Source organism: Acidimicrobiales bacterium, assembly GCA_035533595.1.
GTDB lineage: Bacteria > Actinomycetota > Acidimicrobiia > Acidimicrobiales > Bog-793 > DATLTN01.
This window is the reverse complement of sequence record DATLTN010000033.1, coordinates 1-17,708: the sequence shown is the minus strand read 5'-3', so window position 1 is coordinate 17,708 and position 17,708 is coordinate 1. Positions and strand designations below refer to the sequence as shown.

General features: G+C 71.5%; 17 protein-coding genes and 1 tRNA gene. 11 read left to right on the top strand and 7 right to left on the bottom strand.

The genetic code is table 11. The features are described 5' to 3' along the window. Window positions 1-281 precede the first annotated feature (281 nt). Genes VNF07_06840 through VNF07_06830 form a run of 3 tightly spaced genes read right to left on the bottom strand, consistent with a single transcriptional unit; the run spans window position 282 to window position 4,242 of the window. On the bottom strand, window positions 282-998 hold the full coding sequence (locus VNF07_06840) for a class I SAM-dependent methyltransferase (protein HVB05942.1): 717 nt from the start codon (window positions 996-998) through the stop codon (window positions 282-284). Then, window positions 998-1,624: a TMEM165/GDT1 family protein gene (locus VNF07_06835; protein ID HVB05941.1), complete on the bottom strand. Its 627-nt coding sequence runs from the start codon at window positions 1,622-1,624 to the stop codon at window positions 998-1,000. Before VNF07_06835 ends, VNF07_06840 begins: the two co-directional genes overlap by 1 nt. After that, window positions 1,621-4,242 carry a M1 family metallopeptidase gene (locus VNF07_06830; protein ID HVB05940.1) on the bottom strand — a complete coding sequence of 874 codons (2,622 nt, stop codon included), beginning with the start codon at window positions 4,240-4,242 and terminating at the stop codon, window positions 1,621-1,623. The genes VNF07_06835 and VNF07_06830 overlap by 4 nt, the downstream gene beginning before the upstream one ends. A 44-nt stretch (window positions 4,243-4,286) precedes the next feature. On the opposite strand from VNF07_06830, the gene VNF07_06825 reads away from it, so the two are divergent. Then, window positions 4,287-5,315, top strand: coding sequence for an adenosine kinase (locus VNF07_06825; GenBank protein ID HVB05939.1), 1,029 nt, complete (start codon window positions 4,287-4,289; stop codon window positions 5,313-5,315). 412 nt (window positions 5,316-5,727) lie between these two features. Here the strand turns inward: VNF07_06825 and VNF07_06820 are convergent, their stop codons facing one another. Further along, on the bottom strand, window positions 5,728-6,336 hold the full coding sequence (locus VNF07_06820) for a hypothetical protein (GenBank protein ID HVB05938.1): 609 nt from the start codon (window positions 6,334-6,336) through the stop codon (window positions 5,728-5,730). A gap of 27 nt (window positions 6,337-6,363) precedes the next feature. On the opposite strand from VNF07_06820, the gene VNF07_06815 reads away from it, so the two are divergent. The 8 genes from VNF07_06815 to VNF07_06780 all read left to right on the top strand — a co-directional run bounded on the left by VNF07_06815 (window position 6,364) and on the right by VNF07_06780 (window position 13,646). Beyond that, the gene (locus tag VNF07_06815) at window positions 6,364-7,227 is read left to right on the top strand and encodes a glycerophosphodiester phosphodiesterase family protein (GenBank protein HVB05937.1); all 864 of its coding nucleotides are present in this window, start codon (window positions 6,364-6,366) and stop codon (window positions 7,225-7,227) included. 149 nt (window positions 7,228-7,376) lie between these two features. Next, window positions 7,377-8,450 carry a redox-regulated ATPase YchF gene (gene ychF / locus VNF07_06810; protein HVB05936.1) on the top strand — a complete coding sequence of 358 codons (1,074 nt, stop codon included), beginning with the start codon at window positions 7,377-7,379 and terminating at the stop codon, window positions 8,448-8,450. Window positions 8,451-8,492: 42 nt separating this feature from the next. Then, complete coding sequence (locus VNF07_06805; protein HVB05935.1) at window positions 8,493-8,822, top strand: DUF192 domain-containing protein; 330 nt, start codon at window positions 8,493-8,495, stop codon at window positions 8,820-8,822. Further along, window positions 8,762-9,685 carry a 16S rRNA (cytidine(1402)-2'-O)-methyltransferase gene (gene rsmI, locus VNF07_06800; GenBank protein ID HVB05934.1) on the top strand — a complete coding sequence of 308 codons (924 nt, stop codon included), beginning with the start codon at window positions 8,762-8,764 and terminating at the stop codon, window positions 9,683-9,685. The genes VNF07_06805 and rsmI overlap by 61 nt, the downstream gene beginning before the upstream one ends. Window positions 9,686-9,701: 16 nt before the next feature. Further along, complete coding sequence (gene metG / locus VNF07_06795) at window positions 9,702-11,225, top strand: methionine--tRNA ligase (protein ID HVB05933.1); 1,524 nt, start codon at window positions 9,702-9,704, stop codon at window positions 11,223-11,225. A gap of 11 nt (window positions 11,226-11,236) precedes the next feature. Further along, window positions 11,237-12,025 (top strand): TatD family hydrolase, encoded by a 789-nt coding sequence (locus tag VNF07_06790; GenBank protein ID HVB05932.1) that lies wholly within the window; start codon window positions 11,237-11,239, stop codon window positions 12,023-12,025. Continuing rightward, the gene (gene rsmA / locus VNF07_06785; protein ID HVB05931.1) at window positions 12,022-12,873 is read left to right on the top strand and encodes a 16S rRNA (adenine(1518)-N(6)/adenine(1519)-N(6))-dimethyltransferase RsmA; all 852 of its coding nucleotides are present in this window, start codon (window positions 12,022-12,024) and stop codon (window positions 12,871-12,873) included. Before VNF07_06790 ends, rsmA begins: the two co-directional genes overlap by 4 nt. Further along, window positions 12,834-13,646, top strand: coding sequence for a 4-(cytidine 5'-diphospho)-2-C-methyl-D-erythritol kinase (locus tag VNF07_06780; GenBank protein HVB05930.1), 813 nt, complete (start codon window positions 12,834-12,836; stop codon window positions 13,644-13,646). The genes rsmA and VNF07_06780 overlap by 40 nt, the downstream gene beginning before the upstream one ends. Before the next feature lie 52 nt (window positions 13,647-13,698). Here VNF07_06780 and VNF07_06775 read toward each other — a convergent pair whose 3' ends face one another. Together VNF07_06775 and VNF07_06770 are read right to left on the bottom strand one after the other, a co-directional pair. Continuing rightward, a complete protein-coding gene (locus VNF07_06775; protein HVB05929.1) occupies window positions 13,699-13,794 on the bottom strand; it encodes an AURKAIP1/COX24 domain-containing protein in 96 nt (31 codons plus the stop codon). Between the two features lie 44 nt (window positions 13,795-13,838). Then, a complete protein-coding gene (locus tag VNF07_06770; GenBank protein HVB05928.1) occupies window positions 13,839-14,561 on the bottom strand; it encodes a hypothetical protein in 723 nt (240 codons plus the stop codon). A gap of 145 nt (window positions 14,562-14,706) precedes the next feature. On the opposite strand from VNF07_06770, the gene VNF07_06765 reads away from it, so the two are divergent. Next, window positions 14,707-14,779 (top strand) — tRNA-Gln (locus VNF07_06765). An 864-nt stretch (window positions 14,780-15,643) separates the two neighbouring features. Here VNF07_06765 and VNF07_06760 read toward each other — a convergent pair. Next, entirely contained in the window at window positions 15,644-16,303 is a 660-nt protein-coding gene (locus VNF07_06760; GenBank protein ID HVB05927.1) for a GGDEF domain-containing protein, read from the bottom strand. 66 nt (window positions 16,304-16,369) lie between these two features. Between VNF07_06760 and VNF07_06755 the strand changes: the two genes are divergently transcribed. Next, window positions 16,370-16,654: a hypothetical protein gene (locus tag VNF07_06755; protein HVB05926.1), complete on the top strand. Its 285-nt coding sequence runs from the start codon at window positions 16,370-16,372 to the stop codon at window positions 16,652-16,654. Window positions 16,655-17,708: the final 1,054 nt, after the last annotated feature.

Genomic DNA, 17,708 nt, shown 5'->3' with positions numbered 1-17,708 from the left:
CTCTCGGGGGCGCTCAGCGCCGCCGAGGGGCGACGCCTGTTGGCGGCGCGCTGGGGGGAGTTCGTCGTGCCGGGCGCCGGGGTGCGCTGCCGGACCGACCGCCGCTGGGTGACCACCGCCGAGAGCGCGGAGCTCGCGCTCGCGCTCGTCTCGGTCGGCAGGCGGCGGCGCGCGGCGCGGCTGCTGGCACTGCTCGCCGACAAGGAGGCACCCGGCGGCGGCTACCTCACCGGCCTCGTCTACCCCGAGCGGGCGAGCTTCCCCGAGGGCGAGGTCTCGAGCTACTCGGCCGCCGCGGCGCTCCTCGCCGCCGACGCGCTCGCGGGCGGCGCCACCGCGGCGCTCTTCGCGCCGATGCGGCGCAGCACGCGCAGCGAGCCGCAGGAGGACTCCTCCTCGGCGGCGTACTCGCCGCTCGCCAGCGCCTCGAGGTAGCAGCGCCAGGGCGCCTCACCGCCCCCCACGCCCTCGGGGAAGACGTCGTGGAAGACGAGCAGCCCCCCGCCGGCGAGGTGCGGCCCGAAGCCGGCGAGGTCGGCGCGGCAGGCCGCGAGGGCGTGCCCGCCGTCGATGAAGACCAGGCTGAGCGGCGTCGCCCAGTGGGCGGCGACGCGCGCCGAGTCGCCGACGAGGCCGACGACGAGGTCCTCCGCGCCGGCCGCGACGACCGCCCGCCGCCAGGCGCCGAGGGTGTCGAGGCGCCCGCTCGCGGGGTCGAGGTGGGAGGGGTCGTGGTCGGGCCAGCCCGCCTGCATCTCCTCCGAGCCGTGGTGGTGGTCGAGGCTGTAGAGGAGGGCGTCGCTGCCGACGATGCCGGCGGCGAGGAAGAGGGTCGAGCGGCCGAGGTAGGAGCCGATCTCAAGGAGCGGGCCGAGGCCGCTCGCCGCGGCGCGCCGCCCGGCGGCGACGAGGGCGAGCGCCTCGTCGCGGGGGAGAAAGCCTTTGGTCGCCTGCGCGGCGGCGAGGAGCGCCGACCGGCGGCGGTCGTCGGTGCTCATCAGGCGACCTCGACGACGCTCCAGATCCCGAGGCCGAGGAGGGCGAGCCCGGAGAGGCGGCGGACGACGGTGAGGGGGACGACGCGCGTCAGCGTCCGCCCGGCGACGACGCCGACCCCGGAGATGAGGATGAAGCCGACGGCCGCACCGACAAAGACGCTGAGCGGGTCACGCGAGCGCGCCGAGAGGTTGGCGACGAGCACCTGGGTGAGGTCGCCGAACTCCGCCAGCGCGACGATCAGGAAGCTCGCGCCGACGATGCGCAGCGAGCGCTCGCTGACGACGGTCGTCGACGCGGTCGTGCCGGCGGCGAGCTCCTCCTCCGCCTCGGCGAGCTTGCCCGCCTCCGCCTCGACCGCCTCCTCCTTGGTGAAGAGCAGGTAGGCGGCGCCGCCGAGGAAGAGGAGGGCGACGATCGCGCCGACGACGCGGTGCGGCAGGAGCGCGAGCAGGCGGCCGGCAAGGACGGCGATCCCCGCCTGCAGGATGAGCCCAGAGGCCGCCCCCAGCCAGACCGGCAGGGGGTGGTGGCGCGTCGAGAGGACGACCGCGGAGATGAAGGTCTTGTCCGGCAGCTCGGCCGGGATGACGAGTGCGAAGGTCGCCGCCGCGAGGCCGAGGTTCACCCCACCGTCGCGCCGAGGGTCAGCGCGAGGCCACCGCGGACGGCCTGGCCGAAGTTGACGTTCACCTGCAGGCGCTCGAGGCTCTGCGCGACGAGGCGGTGGCGGGGGCCGATGACGTTGCGGTCGACGAAGGCCTTCGCCTCGGCGAGCAGCTGCGGTCGCCCCCGCTCGTCGAGCGCCACCAGGCCGGCGAGGCCGTCCAGCATGCGGTGGATCGAGTTGTCCGGGAAGCGCGCCGTGAGCTCGGCGAAGTGCTCGGTGATGAAGGCGAAGGTGGCCGGGCCGCCCTCACGGCTGCGGAGCAGCCCGGCGAGCAGGTAGGGGGCGTTCTGGCTGCGGATCTCGGTGCGGCAGAGCTCACGGACCTCGGCGGCGAGCGCGGCGTTGCGCAGGTTCGCGAGGCAGTTGAGATGGCGGATCTCGTCCGCCGGGCTGTCGGGGCGGCGGTAGCGCTCGAGGATCGCCTCGAACTCCGGGCGCGTCGCGTGCGCTGCGACGACGGCGAGGACCGCGGCGGCGAGGTCGGCCGGGACGGCCGCGGCCCCCCCGTGGTCGGCGGCGAAGAGCGCCCGCGAGCGGGAGAGCACGAGCGGGTCGGTGCCGAGTGTCCCGAGCGCGGCGATGAGCGAGGAGCGGAGCAGGGGGGTCTGCTCCTCCTCGCCCTTCTTGGGCTCGAAGCCGACCTCCTCGAGGACCGGGCCGAGAAGGCGGCGGGTGAAGCCCGAGAGCGTCTCGCGGTCCTCCTCCTTGCAGACGAGGTCGAGGAGGGCGAGCGCGCCGATCACGATCGACCAGACGTTCGGGTCGCGCTCGGCTCCGAGGTGGCCGACGAGGGAGAGGAAGCCCGACAGCTCGCCGCGCCCGGAGAGAGCGACGGCCCAGCCGTCGGCCACGAGGTTGTAGCGCTCGCCGGCGGCGAGCTCGTCGTAGTGCTCGACGAGCTCGCCCTGCAGGGCGGCGTCGTAGCTCAGGCGGTAGAAGCCGGCGCCACCCGAGTTCACGACGAGCGGCCCCTCGGCCGCGTCGAGTTCCGCGCCCTTGTGGTCGAGGAGGAGGCGCTCCTCCTTTTTCTTGCCGAGGGGGCGGGCGATGATCGGCACGATCCAGTCCCGGCCGATGGCCGACTCGCCACCGGGCTCCACGGTGCGCAGGTAGGCGAACGGCTCCTCTGTGAGGGCGACCTTCCCTCCCTTGGCCTTGCGCGAGGCGCGCACGAGCGGGTAGCCGCCCTGGAAGATCCAGCTGTCCATCACCTCGCGCACGGGCTCTTTGGCCTCCGCCTCGATCGCGTCCCAGAGGTCGGTCGTCTCGGTGTTCCCGAACTGGTTGGCCTTCAGGTAGCGGCGGACCCCCGCCCGGAAGCGGCTCCTGCCGAGGTAGCTCTCGAGCATCCACAAGACGCCCGCGCCCTTCTCATAGGTGAGCACGTCGAACATCGCCGCCGCCTCCTCGGGGTGGACGACGGGGTACTCGACGGGGCGGGTGCTGTGCAGGCCGTCGACGCCGAGCGCGGCGGACTTGGAGCGCGAGAAGTCGACGAAGGTCTCCCACTCGGGGTGGTAGTCGTCCTGGCAGCACAGCGCCATGAAGGTGGCGAAGGCCTCGTTCAGCCAGATCCCGTTCCACCAGCGCATCGTCACGAGGTCGCCGAACCACATGTGGGCGAGCTCGTGCTCGACGACCTCGGTGAGGCGCTGCAGCTCGCTGCGCGCGGTGTCCTCCGGGTCGGCGAGGAGGATGGCCTCGCGGAAGGTGATGCAGCCGAGGTTCTCCATCGCGCCCGCCGCGAAGTCCGGGACGGCGACGAGGTCGCACTTCTCGCCGGGGTAGGGGAGGGCGAAGTACTCGGCGTAGAAGCGCAGCGCGTGCGCCGCGGCGTCGATCGCCGGTCTGGTGAGGCGCTCCTTGCCGGGGACGTGCACGACGCGCACGGCGATCCCGTCGACGTCGACGGGGGCCGTCGCGACGAGCGGCCCGACGACGAAGGCGACGAGGTAGGTGGACATCTTCACCGTGTCGCCGAAGCGCACCCGCACGTGGCCGTCCTCGAGGGTCTCCCGGCCGATCTCCGGGCCGTTCGAGATCGCGAGCAGTCCCGGCGCGACGTCGAGGGTCACCGAGAAGACTGCCTTGTAGGCGGGCTCGTCGAAACAGGGAAAGGCGCGCCGGGCGTCGGTCTCTTCGAACTGGGTGGTGGCGATCGTGCGCTCGAAGCCCGAGTCGTCGGTGAAGGTGCTGCGGTAGAAGCCGCAGAGCTTGTCGTTGAGCTCCCCCGAGAAGCGGCAGACGAGGGTGTACGGGCCGGGCGCGATGCGGGCGCCGGGGCTGAGCTCGACCATCTCGTGCTCGGGGTCGGCCTCGATGGAGAGCGGCCGCGTCGCCTCGCCGGCGTGCGCGTCGCCGGTGCTCGCCCACCCGGCGCGCAGCGCTGCGTCGCTCACCTGCAGCTCGTTCGCGTTCAGCACCACGACGTCGGTCTCGGCGACGACCTCGACCTCGATGACCGCCGTACCGGTGAAGGTGGCCTCCTCGAGGTTCGGCACGAGGTGGAGCTCGTAGCGCTCCGGGCGGATCGCGTCGGGGAGGCGGAACTCGTCGCGGGGAGCGCTGGTCGTCATTTCGTCGAGGCTACCGCCGGTCCCGGCCGATATCCTCCCCGCCTATGGACCAGGAAACCCCGCTCTTTCCGCCCGCAGCCGCACGGCCCCACGACGTCCTCTGCGTCGGGACCGCGCTCGTCGACCTGCTCGCGCACGCCTCGGTCGAGGCCGTCGCCGCGCTCGGCCTCAACCCCGGGGGGATGACCCTCGTCGACGATCAGGCGGCGACCGCGATCCGCGCCGCTCTCGGCATCGAGCGGGCGGTCTCGGGGGGCACGGTGGCGAACACCGCGGCAGGCATCGCGGCCCTCGGCGGGAGCCCCGCCTACCTCGGCGCGGTGGGTGCGGACGAGCTCGGCGCCCGCTTCGCCACCGACCTCGAGGAGGCGGGAGTGCGGGCGGTGCTCGAGGTCAGAGAGGGTCAGGGCAGCGGCAGCGGTGCCTGCCACGTGATCGTCACCCCTGACGCGCAGCGGACGATGGCGACGAACCTCGGCGTCTCCGGGCAGCTCTCGGCGCGCTTCGTCGCCGAGTCGGGCCTCGTCGCCGAGGCGCGCTTCGTCTACTTCGACGGCTACCTCCTCGACTTTCCCGACGCCTCGGCGCTCGTCACCACCCTCCTCGAGGAGGCGCGCGGCGCGGAGAGCCGCGTCGCCTTCGGCCTTGCCGACCCTTTCGCCGTCGGTCGCCACCTGGAGACGATGCGCACCCTCGTCGGCGAGGTGGACCTCGTGTTCTGCAACGAGGAGGAGGCGATGGCCCTCTCGGGGGCCGCGGCGCTCCCCGAAGCCCTCGACTTCCTCACCCACCCCGAGCGGGTGAGCGTCGTCACCCGCGGCCCCCTCGGGGCGGTGGTCGTCACCGCGCAGGGACGGGTCGAGGTCGACGCGGTGCCCGTTCCCGAGGTGCGCGACGTCACCGGAGCGGGCGACCTCTTCGCCGCCGGGGTGCTCTTCGCGGCCGCCCGCGGCGACGGCCCGCGGCGCGCCGCGGCGCTCGGCGCGACGCTCGCGGCCGAGGCGATCAGTCACCTCGGGGCGCGCCCCGAGGTCGATCTCGCCGACCTCGTCACGCGGGCCGACCTCGCCTGAGTCCAGCCGGCGCGGGGCTCAGGCGGGCGCGAACGGCCGGGCGCGCGACATCCCGACCTCCGTCAGTACCTTCAGGGTCCACCGCGTCACGCCCGCGCTCTATGGCCGGTTCGAGGTGCCACCGAGATCCGCGCCGGTGTCGCTGCACCAGAAAAGGCACTCTTCGGCACCGTCTACCTGCTCATTGCCACGACGGGCCACGGCTCGCTCCCGGAGATCGAGATCCCGGACGCTTTCGACCTCGAGAACCTCTATTCCTGGGTCGACCGCATCGCTTCTGCCCGCCGGCGAACGCCCACTGCCCGCCATCTGGCTGTGCTCGGGCCTCCCCGACCAGAAGTGGACGCCCCACAAACTTCGGAGGTGAGCTTCGCCGCACTCGAGGCGCCGAGCTCGTAGCCTCGATGGCCGATCAGCTGTCGGGGGCCTCGTCCTCGGCAGGGAGGAAGGGCAGGTCGAGGTCGGCGAGGCGGACGAGCGCCGAGGCGATCCAGCGCGCGAGGCCCCGCACCTGATCGTCGAGCTTCTCGGGGTGCTCGAGGATCGCCTCCTCGAGGTGGCATGCCCCCTGGTAGGCGACCTCGATCGCCGACGCGGCGCTCGTCCCCGCGGCGTCGTAGACCTGCTCGACCGTCGGTCCGCTCCGCTCGAGGACCTCCTCGCCGATGCGCGGCTCGTCGGTCCCGAGCGCGCCGAGGACGCGCCCCGGGTCGGGCGGCGAGGCGAGGCGCTGGACGCGCATCGCCACCTCGACGATGAGCTCGGGACGGTCCGTGAGCGGCTCGCCGATCGACCACGAGCGATAGGCGCTCTGGCTCCACGTCGGCCACTCGAGGCTGAGATCGGCACGTACGCGCGGCGGCGTCTGCTCGCCGGGAAGGGAGTAGGAGGTCTCGAAGGAGAGGTCGCCGAGGAAGACGTCGATCTGGAATCGCTCTTCGACCGCCTGCTGCTCGAGGAGCGCGCCCTCGAGCGCCTCGCGGATCGCGCTGATGACGTCGAGGAGGATGTGGTCGATCATCTCGCTCGGAGGCTACAAGATGGGCGAGTGGACAACCCCTGGCTCGAGCGTCGCGTCTTCGCCTTCGCGCACCAGGCGGGCGCGAAGGAGGCGCCTTCCTCGACGCTCTACGCCGTCGAGGAGGCGCTGCGCGCCGGTGCCGACGCGATCGAGCTCGACCTCCACCCGAGTGCCGACGGGGTGCTCTTCGTGGGCCACGACGCCACCGTGGACGCGACGACCGACGGGCACGGGTCGATCGCCTCGCTGCCCGCGGCGGCGATCGCGGCGCTCGACGCGGCGTACCACTTCAGCCCCGGCCGCGGTGCCGTCGGCGCGGAAGAGGAGGCGCCGCGGCCCTTCCGCGGGCGTGCCGCGAGCGACGAGCGCTTCCGCCCGCTTTCGCTGCGTCGCCTCCTCGAGGCCTTCCCCGGGCTCCCGCTCAACCTCGACATCAAGGAGGGGCCGCCGCTCGTCGCGGCCTACGAGGCCGAGGTGGCGGCGCTGCTCGCGGAGTTCGGCCGGCGCGACGACGTCATCGTCACCTCGTTCTCCGACGAGTCCACCGAGCGCTTCCGGGCGCTCGCGCCCGGCGTCGGCACCTCGCCCGGGGCGAGCGCGCTCACCTCGTTCGTGCAGGCGGTGCGCCACGGCCAGCAGCCGGATCCCGCGATCCGCGGCCACGTGGCGCTGCAGGTGCCGCTCTCCTACGCAGGGGTGCGGATCGTCGACGAGCAGCTCGTCGACGCCGCGCACCGCAACGGCCTCGCGCTGCACGTCTGGACGGTCGACGAGGAGGCCGACATGGAGCGGCTCGTCGACGAGGGCGCCGACGGCATCATGACCGATCGACCGAGCGTCCTCAGCGCGCTGCTGCGTCGCCTCGGGGTGGACTACCGCCGCGGCGCGTGAGCCGCGGCCTGCCGCACGGGGTCAGCCGCGACCCGCGTTCGGCTTCTTGCCGTGGTTGGCCTTCTTCTTCTTGGAGAGCTTGCGCTTGTTCGTTCGCTTCGACATGAGGCCAGTCAGTGTAGCTGAGCAGCAGCTGTAGCCTGAGGGCGATGGAGCGCATCGGACTGGTCGGCCTACCCAACGCCGGGAAGTCCCAGCTGTTCAACGCCCTCACCGGGGCGGGCGTGGCGGTCGCCCCCCACCCCTTCACCACGACAGAGAGCGCGATCGGGGTCGCGCACGTCCCCGACGAGCGCCTCGACGCGCTCGCCACGATGAGCGAGTCGAAGAAGGTCGTCGAGGCGGGCGTCGAGCTCGTCGACATCGCGGGCCTCGTCGCCGGCGCGGAGCGCGGCGAGGGGCTCGGGAACCGCTTCCTCGCCGGGATCCGCGAGGTCGACGCCCTCTGCTTCGTGCTGCGCAGCTTCGCCGACGAGGCGGTCCCCGGCTCGAACGACCCCGTCGAGGCCCTCGGGATCCTCGAGATCGAGCTCGTCCTCGCCGACCTCGCGACGGTGGAGGGCCAGCTCGAGCGCTCGAAGAAGGCGGCGCGGGTGAACCCGGTGCTCGCCGGGGCGACCGGCGCGATGGAGGCGGCGCGCGACGCGCTGCAGAGCGGCGTCCCGCTTTACCGCTCCGAGCTCTCCGCTGAGGACCGGGAGGCGCTCGTCCCCCTCTTCCTCCTCACCAACAAGGCCTTCTTCTGCGTCGTGAACATCGGCGAGGACGAGATCGGCGACGAGCAGGTCACCAAGGCCGTGCGCGAGGAGCTCGGCCCCGCGGCGAACATCGTCCCGGTCTGCGTGCAGCTCGAGGCAGAGGCGGCGCTGCTCACCGCCGAGGAGCGGAGCGAGCTCATGGAGGGCCTCGGCCTCGGGGCGGGGGCGATCCCACGGGTCGCGCAGGCGGCCTTTGCCGGCATCGGCCGGAGCGTCTTTTTCACGACCGGCCCCGACGAGTCGCGCGCCTGGACCTTCCGGACCGGCGCGCACGCCCCGGAGTGCGCCGGGGTGATCCACTCGGACCTGCAGCGCGGCTTCATCCGCGCCGAGGTGATCCACTACGACGAGCTCCTCGAGATCGGCTCCTGGAACGGTGCCAAGCAGGTCGGCAAGCTCCGCCTCGAGGGGAAGGACTACGAGGTCCTCGACGGTGACGTCCTCGAGATCCGCTTCAACGTCTGAGCCCTCCCCCCGCGCGCGGCGGTGGGCGGGTCGCGGCCGCTGATGGCCTGGCTGCTGCGGCGCGGCGAGGTGCTCGCGAGCCTCGAGGTCGCGCACGACGTGAAGGCGCGCCTGCGCGGCTACGCGGGGCGCGAGGACGACCGCTCGGTGCTGCTCCTCCAGCCGGCGCGCAGCGCGCACTCGATCGGCTCCCACGCCCGCCTCGACGTCGCCTATCTCGACCGTGAGCTCTCGGTGCTGAAGACCCGCGACCTCGCCCCCTTCCGTCTCGCCCCTCCCAACCGTCACAGCGCGGCGGTGCTCCTCGCCGGCTGCGGCGCCTTCGAGCGCTGGGGCCTGCGCGTCGGGGACCAGCTCGAGGTGAGGAGCTGAGCGAGGAGGCTCGGGGCGCGCTCGTCGTCGTCGCCACGCCGATCGGCAACCTCGGCGACCTGAGCACGCGGGCCGCCGGGGCGCTGCGCGAAGCGGACCTGATCTGCTGCGAGGACACCCGCCATTCTGGGCGCCTCCTCGCGCACCTCGGGATCGTCCCCCGTCGCCTGCTCTCGCTGCACGCCCACAACGAGGCGGCGCGCCTCGACGAGGTCCTCTCGGCCCTCGCCGGGGGGGCGAACGTCGCCCTCGTCTCCGATGCAGGCACCCCCCTCGTCTCAGACCCCGGTGCCCGGCTGGTCGCGGCGGCAATCGCCGCCGGCCACCGGGTGCTCGCCGTGCCCGGTGCCTCGGCGGCGCTCGCCGCGCTCGTCGTCTCGGGGCTCGCGGGGCGCTTCTGTTTCGAGGGCTTCCTCCCCCGCAAGGGCCCCGAGCGCCGGAGCCGGCTCGCCGCGCTGGCCGCCTCCGAGGCGGTGAGCGTGCTCTACGAGGCGCCGGGACGCGTCGCCGCGACGCTCGCCGAGCTCTCCGCCTGCTGCGGGCCGGAGCGCAGGGTGGCGGTCTGTCGCGAGCTCACCAAGCTCCACGAGGAGGTCTTCCGCGGCAGCCTCGCCGAGGCCTGCGGCGCGCGCCTGGTCACCGAGCCGCGTGGCGAGTACGTGCTCGTCCTCGACAAGGCGGAGGCCGTCGCGGTCGACCCCGAGGAGCGCTTCGAGGCGCTCGGCCTGCTCCTCGGCGCCGGCTTCAGCGCCCGCGACGCGGTGCGCGCCGTCGAGGCGCTCTACGGCGGGGCCCACCGTGAGCTCTACGAGCGGGCGATCGCCCTCGGCGCCGCGCCTCGCACCGGGGGTGGCGCGGGCTGATCGGTACCATCAACAGATGGCCGAGCGGTACTTCCAGACGACGCCGATCTTCTACGTGAACGACCGGCCGCACCTCGGCACCGCCTACACGGTGGTGGTCGCCGACGCGCTCGCCCGCTGGCACCGCCTGATCGGTGACGACGTCTTCTTCCTCACCGGCACGGACGAGTACGGCCTGAAGGTGGCGCGCGCCGCCGCCGAGCGGGGCCTCTCCCCGAAGGCGTGGGTCGACGAGGCCTCGGAGTGGTTCCGCAAGGCCTGGGCCGAGCTCGGCATCACCAACGACGCCTTCATCCGCACTACCGACCCCGAGCACGAGGTCGCGGTGCGCGAGTTCATCCAGACCGTGCACGACAACGGCCACATCTACAAGGGCGAGTACGCCGGTTGGTACTGCGTCTCGTGTGAGAACTACTACACCGACGAGGAGCTCCTCGAGGGCCAGCGCTGCCCGATCCACGAGCGGGCCGTCGAGTGGCTGACCGAGGAGAACTACTTCTTCCGCCTCTCGAGCTTCACCGACGCCCTCCTCGAGTGGTACGCCGCGCACCCGCAGGCCGTGCTCCCGGCGAGTCGCCGCAACGAGGCGCTCGGCCTCATCCGCCAGGGCCTCGAGGACATCTCGATCACCCGCACGAACTTCGACTGGGGGGTGCGCGTCCCCTTCGACGAGCAGCACGTCGTCTACGTCTGGTTCGACGCGCTCGTGAACTACATGACCGCCGTCGGCTACGGCGTCGACCCGGCGCGCTTCGCGAGCTGGTGGCCGGCGGTCCACCACCTCGTCGGCAAGGACATCGTGAAGTTCCACTGTGTCTGGTGGCCGGCGATGTGCATGGCCGCCGGTCTCGAGCCGCCGCACACCGTCGTCGCGCACGGCTGGCTGCTCGTCGGCGGGACCAAGATGTCGAAGTCGCGCGCCAACCAGATCGACCCCGTCGAGCTCGCCGGGGAGGTCGGCCTCGACCCCCTCCGCTACCACCTGCTGCGCGACGTCACCCTCGGCGCGGACGGCGACTTCACCTACGAGGGCCTCATCGGCCGCTACAACGCCGACCTCGCCAACAACCTCGGCAACCTGCTGGCGCGCGTCAGCACGGTCGTCACCTCCAAGTGCGAGGGCGTCGCCCCGCCGCCCTCCGCCGAGGCCCGGCTGGCGGGGGTGGCGGCCGAGGTGATCGCCGCGGCGCGTGACGCCTGGGCGCGCAGCGCCCCCCATGAGGCGCTCGAGGCCACCTGGCAGCTCATCCGGGAGACCAACGCCGAGCTCGAGGCGCGCGAGCCGTGGAAGCTCCCTCCCGGTGACGAGGTCGCCGCGGTGCTCGGGGATGCCCTCGAGGCGCTGCGCCTCACCGCCCTCCTCGCCTACCCGGCGATCCCGGACTCCGCCCTCGAGATCTGGCGGCGCCTCGGCTTTTCCGGCTCCCCCGCCGACCACGGTGCCGGCGAGCCGACCTCCGGCGTCCTCGCCTGGGGCCTCGGTGAGGGCGGCCAGGTCGTCGAGAAGGGCGACCCGCTCTTCCCCCGCCGTCAGCTCTAAGGGCTGCCGAGATGTGGACCGACAGCCACTGCCACGTCCACGACGAGGAGGCACCGGCCGAGACCGTCGCCCGTGCCGTCGCCGCCGGTGTCGACCGGATGATCTTCATCGGCACCGGCGAGTCCTCCTCGGCGCGCGCGCTCGACCTCGCGGGCGAGCTCGGGGGGGCCGGGGCCACCCTTTACGCGACCCTCGGGCAGCACCCCCACGACGCCTCGCGGGGCACCACGGCGATCGCGGCGCTCGCCGACGAGCTCGCCGCGAGCGGGCGCCTCGGCGTCATCGGCGGCGCGGTGGCGATCGGCGAGTGCGGCCTCGACTACCACTACGACCTCTCGGCACGCGAGGCGCAGCGCCGGGCCTTCGCCGAGCAGATCGCCATCGCCCGGGCGCACGACCTCGCGGTGGTGGTGCACACCCGCGAGGCCTGGGACGACACCTTCGGCGTGCTCGCCGAGGCGGGGGTCCCCGAGCGCCTCGTCATCCACTGCTTCACCGGCGGCCCAGGGGAGGCGCGACGCTGCCTCGAGCTCGGCGCCTACCTCTCCTTCAGCGGCATCGTCACCTTCAAGAACGCCGGGGAGGTGCGCGAGGCGGCGGTGCTGTGCCCCGCCGACCGACTCCTCACCGAGACCGACGCCCCCTATCTCGCCCCCGTCCCGCACCGCGGCAGGCCGAACGAGCCCGCCTTCGTCACCGTCGTCGGCGAGGCGCTCGCCGCGCTGCGCGGCGCTTCCCCCGAGGCGCTCGCCGCGACGAGCGCCGAGAACGCGACGCGCGCCTTCGCGCTGCCCGCTTGAGCCGCCCACCGGGCCGCGCCGAGCTCCGGCGGCTGCTCGAGGAGGCGGGCATCGAGCCCTCCCGCGCCCTCGGCCAGAACTTCGTCGTCGACCCGAACACTCTCGAACGCATCGTCCGACTGGCAGGGATCGCCCCCGGCGAGGCGGTGCTCGAGATCGGGGCAGGAGTGGGCTCGCTCACGCTCGCGCTCGCCGGCGCGGGGGCGCGGGTCACCGCCTTGGAGCTGGACCGCCGCTTGCTGCCACTCGCGCGCGCTGTCGTCGGCGACGCGGCGACGATCGTCGAGGCCGACGCGCTGCGCGCAGACCTGCGGAGCCTGCTCGGCGGCGAGGAGCGCGTCGCCGTCGTCGCGAACCTCCCGTACAACATCGCGACGCCGCTCGTGCTGAGGATCCTGGAGGAGCTCCCCGAGGTCTCCCGCCTCTTGGTCATGGTGCAACGCGAGGTGGGGGAGCGCCTCGCCGCCGCACCCGGCGGGCGCGAATACGGCGCTGTCTCGGCGCGCATCGCCTACTTCGCGAGCGCCCGCGTCGTCGGCAAGGTCTCGCCCGAGGTCTTCCACCCCCGCCCACGGGTCGAGTCGGCGCTCGTCGAGATCGTCCGGCGTGCCGAGCCCGCGGTCGACCCGGAGGTCGCGAGCTACGCCGCGATCTGCAAGGTGCTGCGCGCCGGCTTCGCGACGCGTCGCAAGATGCTGCGGCGCGCGCTCGCCGGCCTCGTCGACGAAGCGGGCTTCGCAGCGGCCGGCGTGACCTCGAGCGACCGCGCCGAGTCCCTGGACATCGCCGCGTGGGGCAAGCTAGCGAGATGGGCGAACTCGGCAGGGAGCTCGCCGGCGCAAAGCTGACGCGCCGCCTCTCGGTGCTCGGCCTGCGCCCCGACGGCTACCACCTCATCGACGCCGAGATGGTGAGCCTGGACCTCGCCGACGAGCTCCTCTTCAGCGACGGTACGGGGCTCGAGGTCACCGACCGGATCGCCTGGACGGGGAGCGGCGCCGTCGAGAGCCTCCCGGTACCGGAGGACGCCTCGAACCTCGTCGCCCATGCGCTCGCGGTCTGCGGTGGGGTGGCGCACGTGCACCTCACCAAGCGAATCCCGGCCGGCGCCGGCCTCGGCGGCGGCTCTGCGGACGCCGCCGCGGTGCTCCGTTGGCGGGGAGCGTTCGACCTCGAGCTCGCCAAGGAGCTGGGTGCCGACGTGCCGTTCTGCCTGAGAGGGGGACGGGCGCGCGTCGGCGGGATCGGGGAGGTGCTCCACCCCCTCCCCTACGAGGAGCTGACGGTGCTGTTGTTGTCGCCGGCCTTCTCGGTGTCGACCCCCTCGGCCTACGCCGCCTTCGACGAGCTGTCGCGCGAGGGGAGGATCCCCGAAGGACTGCGGAACGACCTCGAGCCTGGCGCGCTCGCCGTGGAGCCGCGCCTCGGCCGGGTGCGGGCGCTCTTCGCCGAGGTGGCGGGGGAGGAGCCGGTGCTCGCCGGGAGCGGGTCGACCTACTTCCTCGAGTGCGCGCAAGATCGCGCCACCACCCTCGCCACTGAGCTCGTCGAAGCGTGCCGCGACGTTTCGCTCAGGGCGTTGGTGCAGGTGACGAGGACGACAGAACCGCTTGGCAGGTAGGGGAGGTTCTGTTCGAGCCGTCGCCGGGGATGCCGTGAAGCGGGGAGTCGGACTACTTGGCTCGGCGCTGCCAGCGGGTGCGCTTCAGCATCTTCTTGTGCTTCTTCTTGCGCATCCGCTTGCGTCGTTTTTTGATCAGGGATCCCATAGCGCCGAGCACGTTAGCGGATGGGCGCCGAGCAGCGCCCTGGCCTACACGACTGTGCCCTGCGGCAGGGGTGTGGAGGGGCCGTTCGCGGGGAACTTCCGGCTGCCGCCGACGAGCTCGAAGAGATGGGTGGCGACGAACAGCAGCACCCCGCCGATCGCCAGCTCGAGCAGGACGGCGCGCACGGGGGAGGCCCCCGAGAGCAGATCGGCTGCGAAGTGGTGGGCACCGCCGTGGGTGTAGTGGCCGATGAGCGCCGGGAGCGCCCAGCTGAGCAGGAGTGCAAGGCCGCCGACGAGGCCGGCGCCGAACGCGAGGTGCCGGAGCACGAGATGCCGGAGCGGCGAGACGATGAGCGCGATCGCGCTCTCGGCGATCGCCACGATGAGCGCGATCTTGGCGATCCCGTGCAGCTTGCGGGCGAGGCTGGCGAGGGCGTGCTGGCCGACGTCGACCGTCAGAGGCTTGCCCTTCAGCGCGGGTGCGAGGGACGTATCGAACCGGGACAGCTCAGCGGAGAGGATCGACGATCCGCCCGGGACCGAAGAGGCGAGCGCCTGGGTGACCGCCGGATTGCCGAGCGCCTTGCTGATCGCGCGCTGGACCTCAGGACCGTGGGCGGCGTTCGGGACCAGGCGGTCGAGCTGGGTCGAGATCTGACGCGTCACCGCGGTCTGGGCGAACGCGTCGAGCGTCCCTGCGGCACGGATCACGAGGAGCGACGACCACCAGCAGCCGAGTGCGACCGCCGCGGCGGCGAGTGCCATGGCGACCAAGGTTCGAGCGAGGAATTCCCTTGCGAGCCCCATGCAGAAATCATGGCAGATGCGTCTTTCCCGAGGTCGGAAGGCGCAGGGGCGCTGTGCTTGACTGGTCGCGCGCCTGCGGGCCTACAGCACCGCCGGAGCGAATTGGCGGGTAGTTCAATCGGCAGAACGCCTGACTTTGGATCAGGAGGTTGGAGGTTCGAGCCCTCCCCCGCCAGCGCGTTTACCCTTGTCAGATAGGATAATTGCATACGCAAGCAAGGTTGAAGTATGTGCGGTGTAGCCAATCGGGCCGGCACCAGCGTTTCAGACACCCACGCTTTCCGCAGCGCGGCGGCTGATTGTCGTCAGTGCCTCCGGCTCGGCTCGGGACTCCCGTCACCGACTGCTACGGATTACTTGGTAGGTATAGCAAAATCTCCTATACCTACTAAGTAATCCGTAGCAGTGGACCAGATCAGGAATCCCTACCGCCCCGGAGCTGGCCTCCGGCCACCCGAGCTCGCCGGTCGCGATGCCGTGCTCCACGATATGGACGTGCTGCTTGGGCGCGCCGAAGCCGGACGTGCCGGACAGGGGCTCGTCTTCGCGGGATTGCGGGGCGTAGGAAAGACGGTGCTCCTCAACGAGTTCGCTGATCGGGGGCGGACCAGCGGCTGGGCGGTGGCCCAACTCGAAGCCCGCCGCGAGACAGACGCTGCCGGTCGCCCGTTCCGCGCAAGGCTTGCGGTAGCCGCGCGGAGAAATCTCAAGCGGGGGTGCGAAGCGGCAGCTCGCGCTCGGTGACGGCATCCGCCGCGTAGCGCAGAGCCTCGCGGATGTCCTCGGCTTCGAGGTCCGGGGTGTTCCTCGAGAATCTGATCGAAGGACATGCCGTCAGCGACCATCTCGACCACGGTCGCGACTGGGAAGCGCAAGTCGCGGATGCAGAGCACACCGCCCATCCGCTCTGGGTCGCTCGTGATCCGCGAGTACTTCGTACGCAAACGGTAGCGCCCGCCGTTGGGCGCGTGGCGTGGGCATTCGAGCGATTACGAGGCCGGAACCAATATCTCCACCATCTTCAGTCAGTCGACGAGGTCTCAAGCTCGGGGCCGGCGCCCCTGGCGCTCTCGGTAGAGCGCCGCGTCTGCACGTGCGACCAGGTCTTCGAGCGAGTCGTGCGTTTGCAGCTCGGCAAACCCGACAGTTACCGACCCGCGCTCGCTGGTCGTCGCGAGTGCCGCATTGACTCGCCCTGACCACTTCGCCGCATCAGCCATCTCGAGACCTGAGATCGCGCAGATGAACTCGTCGCCGCCATAGCGAATGAGGAGATCGCGTGGGCGCAGGTTTGCCCGCAAGGTCTCGGCGACTTGAAGGAGCATCTGGTCACCAGCAGCGTGGCCGTTGGCGTCGTTGATCTCCTTCAGGTGGTCCACGTCGATGAAGGCCAGGATCAGCGGCTTGTTCGTCCGCGTCGCGCTAGTCATCTCGCGTTGCATCGCCATGAACCCCGCGCTGCGAAGGAGCGCACCGGTCAGCGCGTCGACCGAGAGGTAGTCCTCCTCCTGGGCTGACGCCTCGCGATCGGTGAGCGCGGCGTCGCGATCTAGTTCGACCTGACTGCGGTCGCTTGCGGCTGCACCCCTGTTGGCCAGAGCAGTCTCGCGATCCAGCTCGGCCTGAGTGCGATCGTCTGAGCCTGCGCCGCGATCCTGCGCGGCGAGCCTCCGGTCAGAAGCAGCGTCTCGGCGAGCCAAGGCGGCGCTGCTTTGGGTACCTGTCGTGGTGCGCGAAATCTTTCGTTCCTCGGCCCGCTCGGCGACTTGATCTCTGTGCTCTGCGACCTCGTCTCGTTGGTTGCCAGCCACGTCTCGCTGCGCGGCGATCTCGTCCCGCAGTCGAGCGGTCTCGTCCTTTTGACCAGCGTCACGGTCTCGCCGTTCGGCGACCTCGTCTCGTTGGTGCGCTGTCTCATCGCGCAGATGGGCAGCCCGGTCGCGTCGATCAGCTGCCCGGTATTGCTGTTCGGCGGCCTCGTCACGTTGCTGCGCCGCCTCGTCCCGCTGTTCTGCGAGGTGGTCCCGCTTGTCGCCGACTTCGTCCCGTAGCTGAGCGACTTCGTCCCGTTGGTCGGCGACCTCGTCTCGTTGGTCGCTGACGACGTCCCGGCGGTGAGCAGCTTCGTCGTGCTCCTCAGCTGCCTGGTCTCGCTGATCGGCGGCCACGTCACGCTGGTCGGCTTCGTCGTCACGCTGGTCGGCGCTCTGGTCCCGGAGTTGGGCGGCCTCTTCCCGCTCATCCTCGGAGGGAGACCGACCCTTCTCGTCTTCACCTCTGCTCGAACGGTGGCGATCGATCGAGGAGGCGTCCTTGGGGTCGCGGGAGACGCCATGAGATGGCGCCAAATGGAGGTTACCGTCGGGCGAGGGCGGGCTTGTCGCTACCAGAAGAGATGGTCGGCCGCTCGAGCCTCGAGTTCATCCATCCTGACGATCATCTCCGGGCAATCGACAACTGCGTCGTCTTTGGTCACGCGCGGTCATGATCGCGTGGGCGCGGGAGACAGGGAGGATCAGGTGAGCCAGGACAGCGAGCGGTGCGGGCGATGCGATCGGTCAGCAATTGAGGCCGATGACATCGACAATTGGATAGCGAACGGCGAGGGCCAGTTGGTCTGTCCAGGCTGTCAAACACAGCAAGAGCGAATAGCAGGGGCTCGCTCGTCGCTCGAGGGATTGGCCCACCTCACCCGACTTAGGGAACGTCGGAGTCAGTGATGCCTGAACGCCGCAGCCTGGCAGCGGTAGTCGTTTGGAGGCACCGAAATGATCAAGAGACTTCTTGAACGCTGGCGGAATCGCCGAACTTCTCGGCGCGTTGACGACAGCACTCGGCCCAAAGCCGACCAATTGCCTCGGCACCCAGCGTAGAGGTGTCCAAGCTTCTGACCAGAGCTGAGTAATGCCTCGTAGGCGCAGCGTTACGAGCTCGCTCTACATGGCTGAAGCACCCCTGGCGTCATTAGTAGTGAGCCGCCGGGCTTCGCACCCCCCTGCTCGATCAACGCCGACGACCCGCTCGCTTTCGGAATCTAGCTCTTCGCTGCACTTCTCGGGCTGTATGTGGTTCGAGTCCGAGCCTGACTGTCGCCACCGCTGCGGG

Coding starts and splice junctions, on each gene's coding strand:
- VNF07_06840 (HVB05942.1), bottom strand. CDS start 998: ATGAGCACCGACGACCGCCGCCGGTCGGCGCTCCTCGCCGCCGCGCAG.
- VNF07_06830 (HVB05940.1), bottom strand. CDS start 4,242: ATGACGACCAGCGCTCCCCGCGACGAGTTCCGCCTCCCCGACGCGATC.
- VNF07_06825 (HVB05939.1), top strand. CDS start 4,287: ATGGACCAGGAAACCCCGCTCTTTCCGCCCGCAGCCGCACGGCCCCAC.
- VNF07_06820 (HVB05938.1), bottom strand. CDS start 6,336: ATGATCGACCACATCCTCCTCGACGTCATCAGCGCGATCCGCGAGGCG.
- ychF (HVB05936.1), top strand. CDS start 7,377: ATGGAGCGCATCGGACTGGTCGGCCTACCCAACGCCGGGAAGTCCCAG.
- VNF07_06805 (HVB05935.1), top strand. CDS start 8,493: ATGGCCTGGCTGCTGCGGCGCGGCGAGGTGCTCGCGAGCCTCGAGGTC.
- metG (HVB05933.1), top strand. CDS start 9,702: ATGGCCGAGCGGTACTTCCAGACGACGCCGATCTTCTACGTGAACGAC.
- VNF07_06790 (HVB05932.1), top strand. CDS start 11,237: ATGTGGACCGACAGCCACTGCCACGTCCACGACGAGGAGGCACCGGCC.
- VNF07_06780 (HVB05930.1), top strand. CDS start 12,834: ATGGGCGAACTCGGCAGGGAGCTCGCCGGCGCAAAGCTGACGCGCCGC.
- VNF07_06775 (HVB05929.1), bottom strand. CDS start 13,794: ATGGGATCCCTGATCAAAAAACGACGCAAGCGGATGCGCAAGAAGAAG.
- VNF07_06770 (HVB05928.1), bottom strand. CDS start 14,561: ATGGCACTCGCCGCCGCGGCGGTCGCACTCGGCTGCTGGTGGTCGTCG.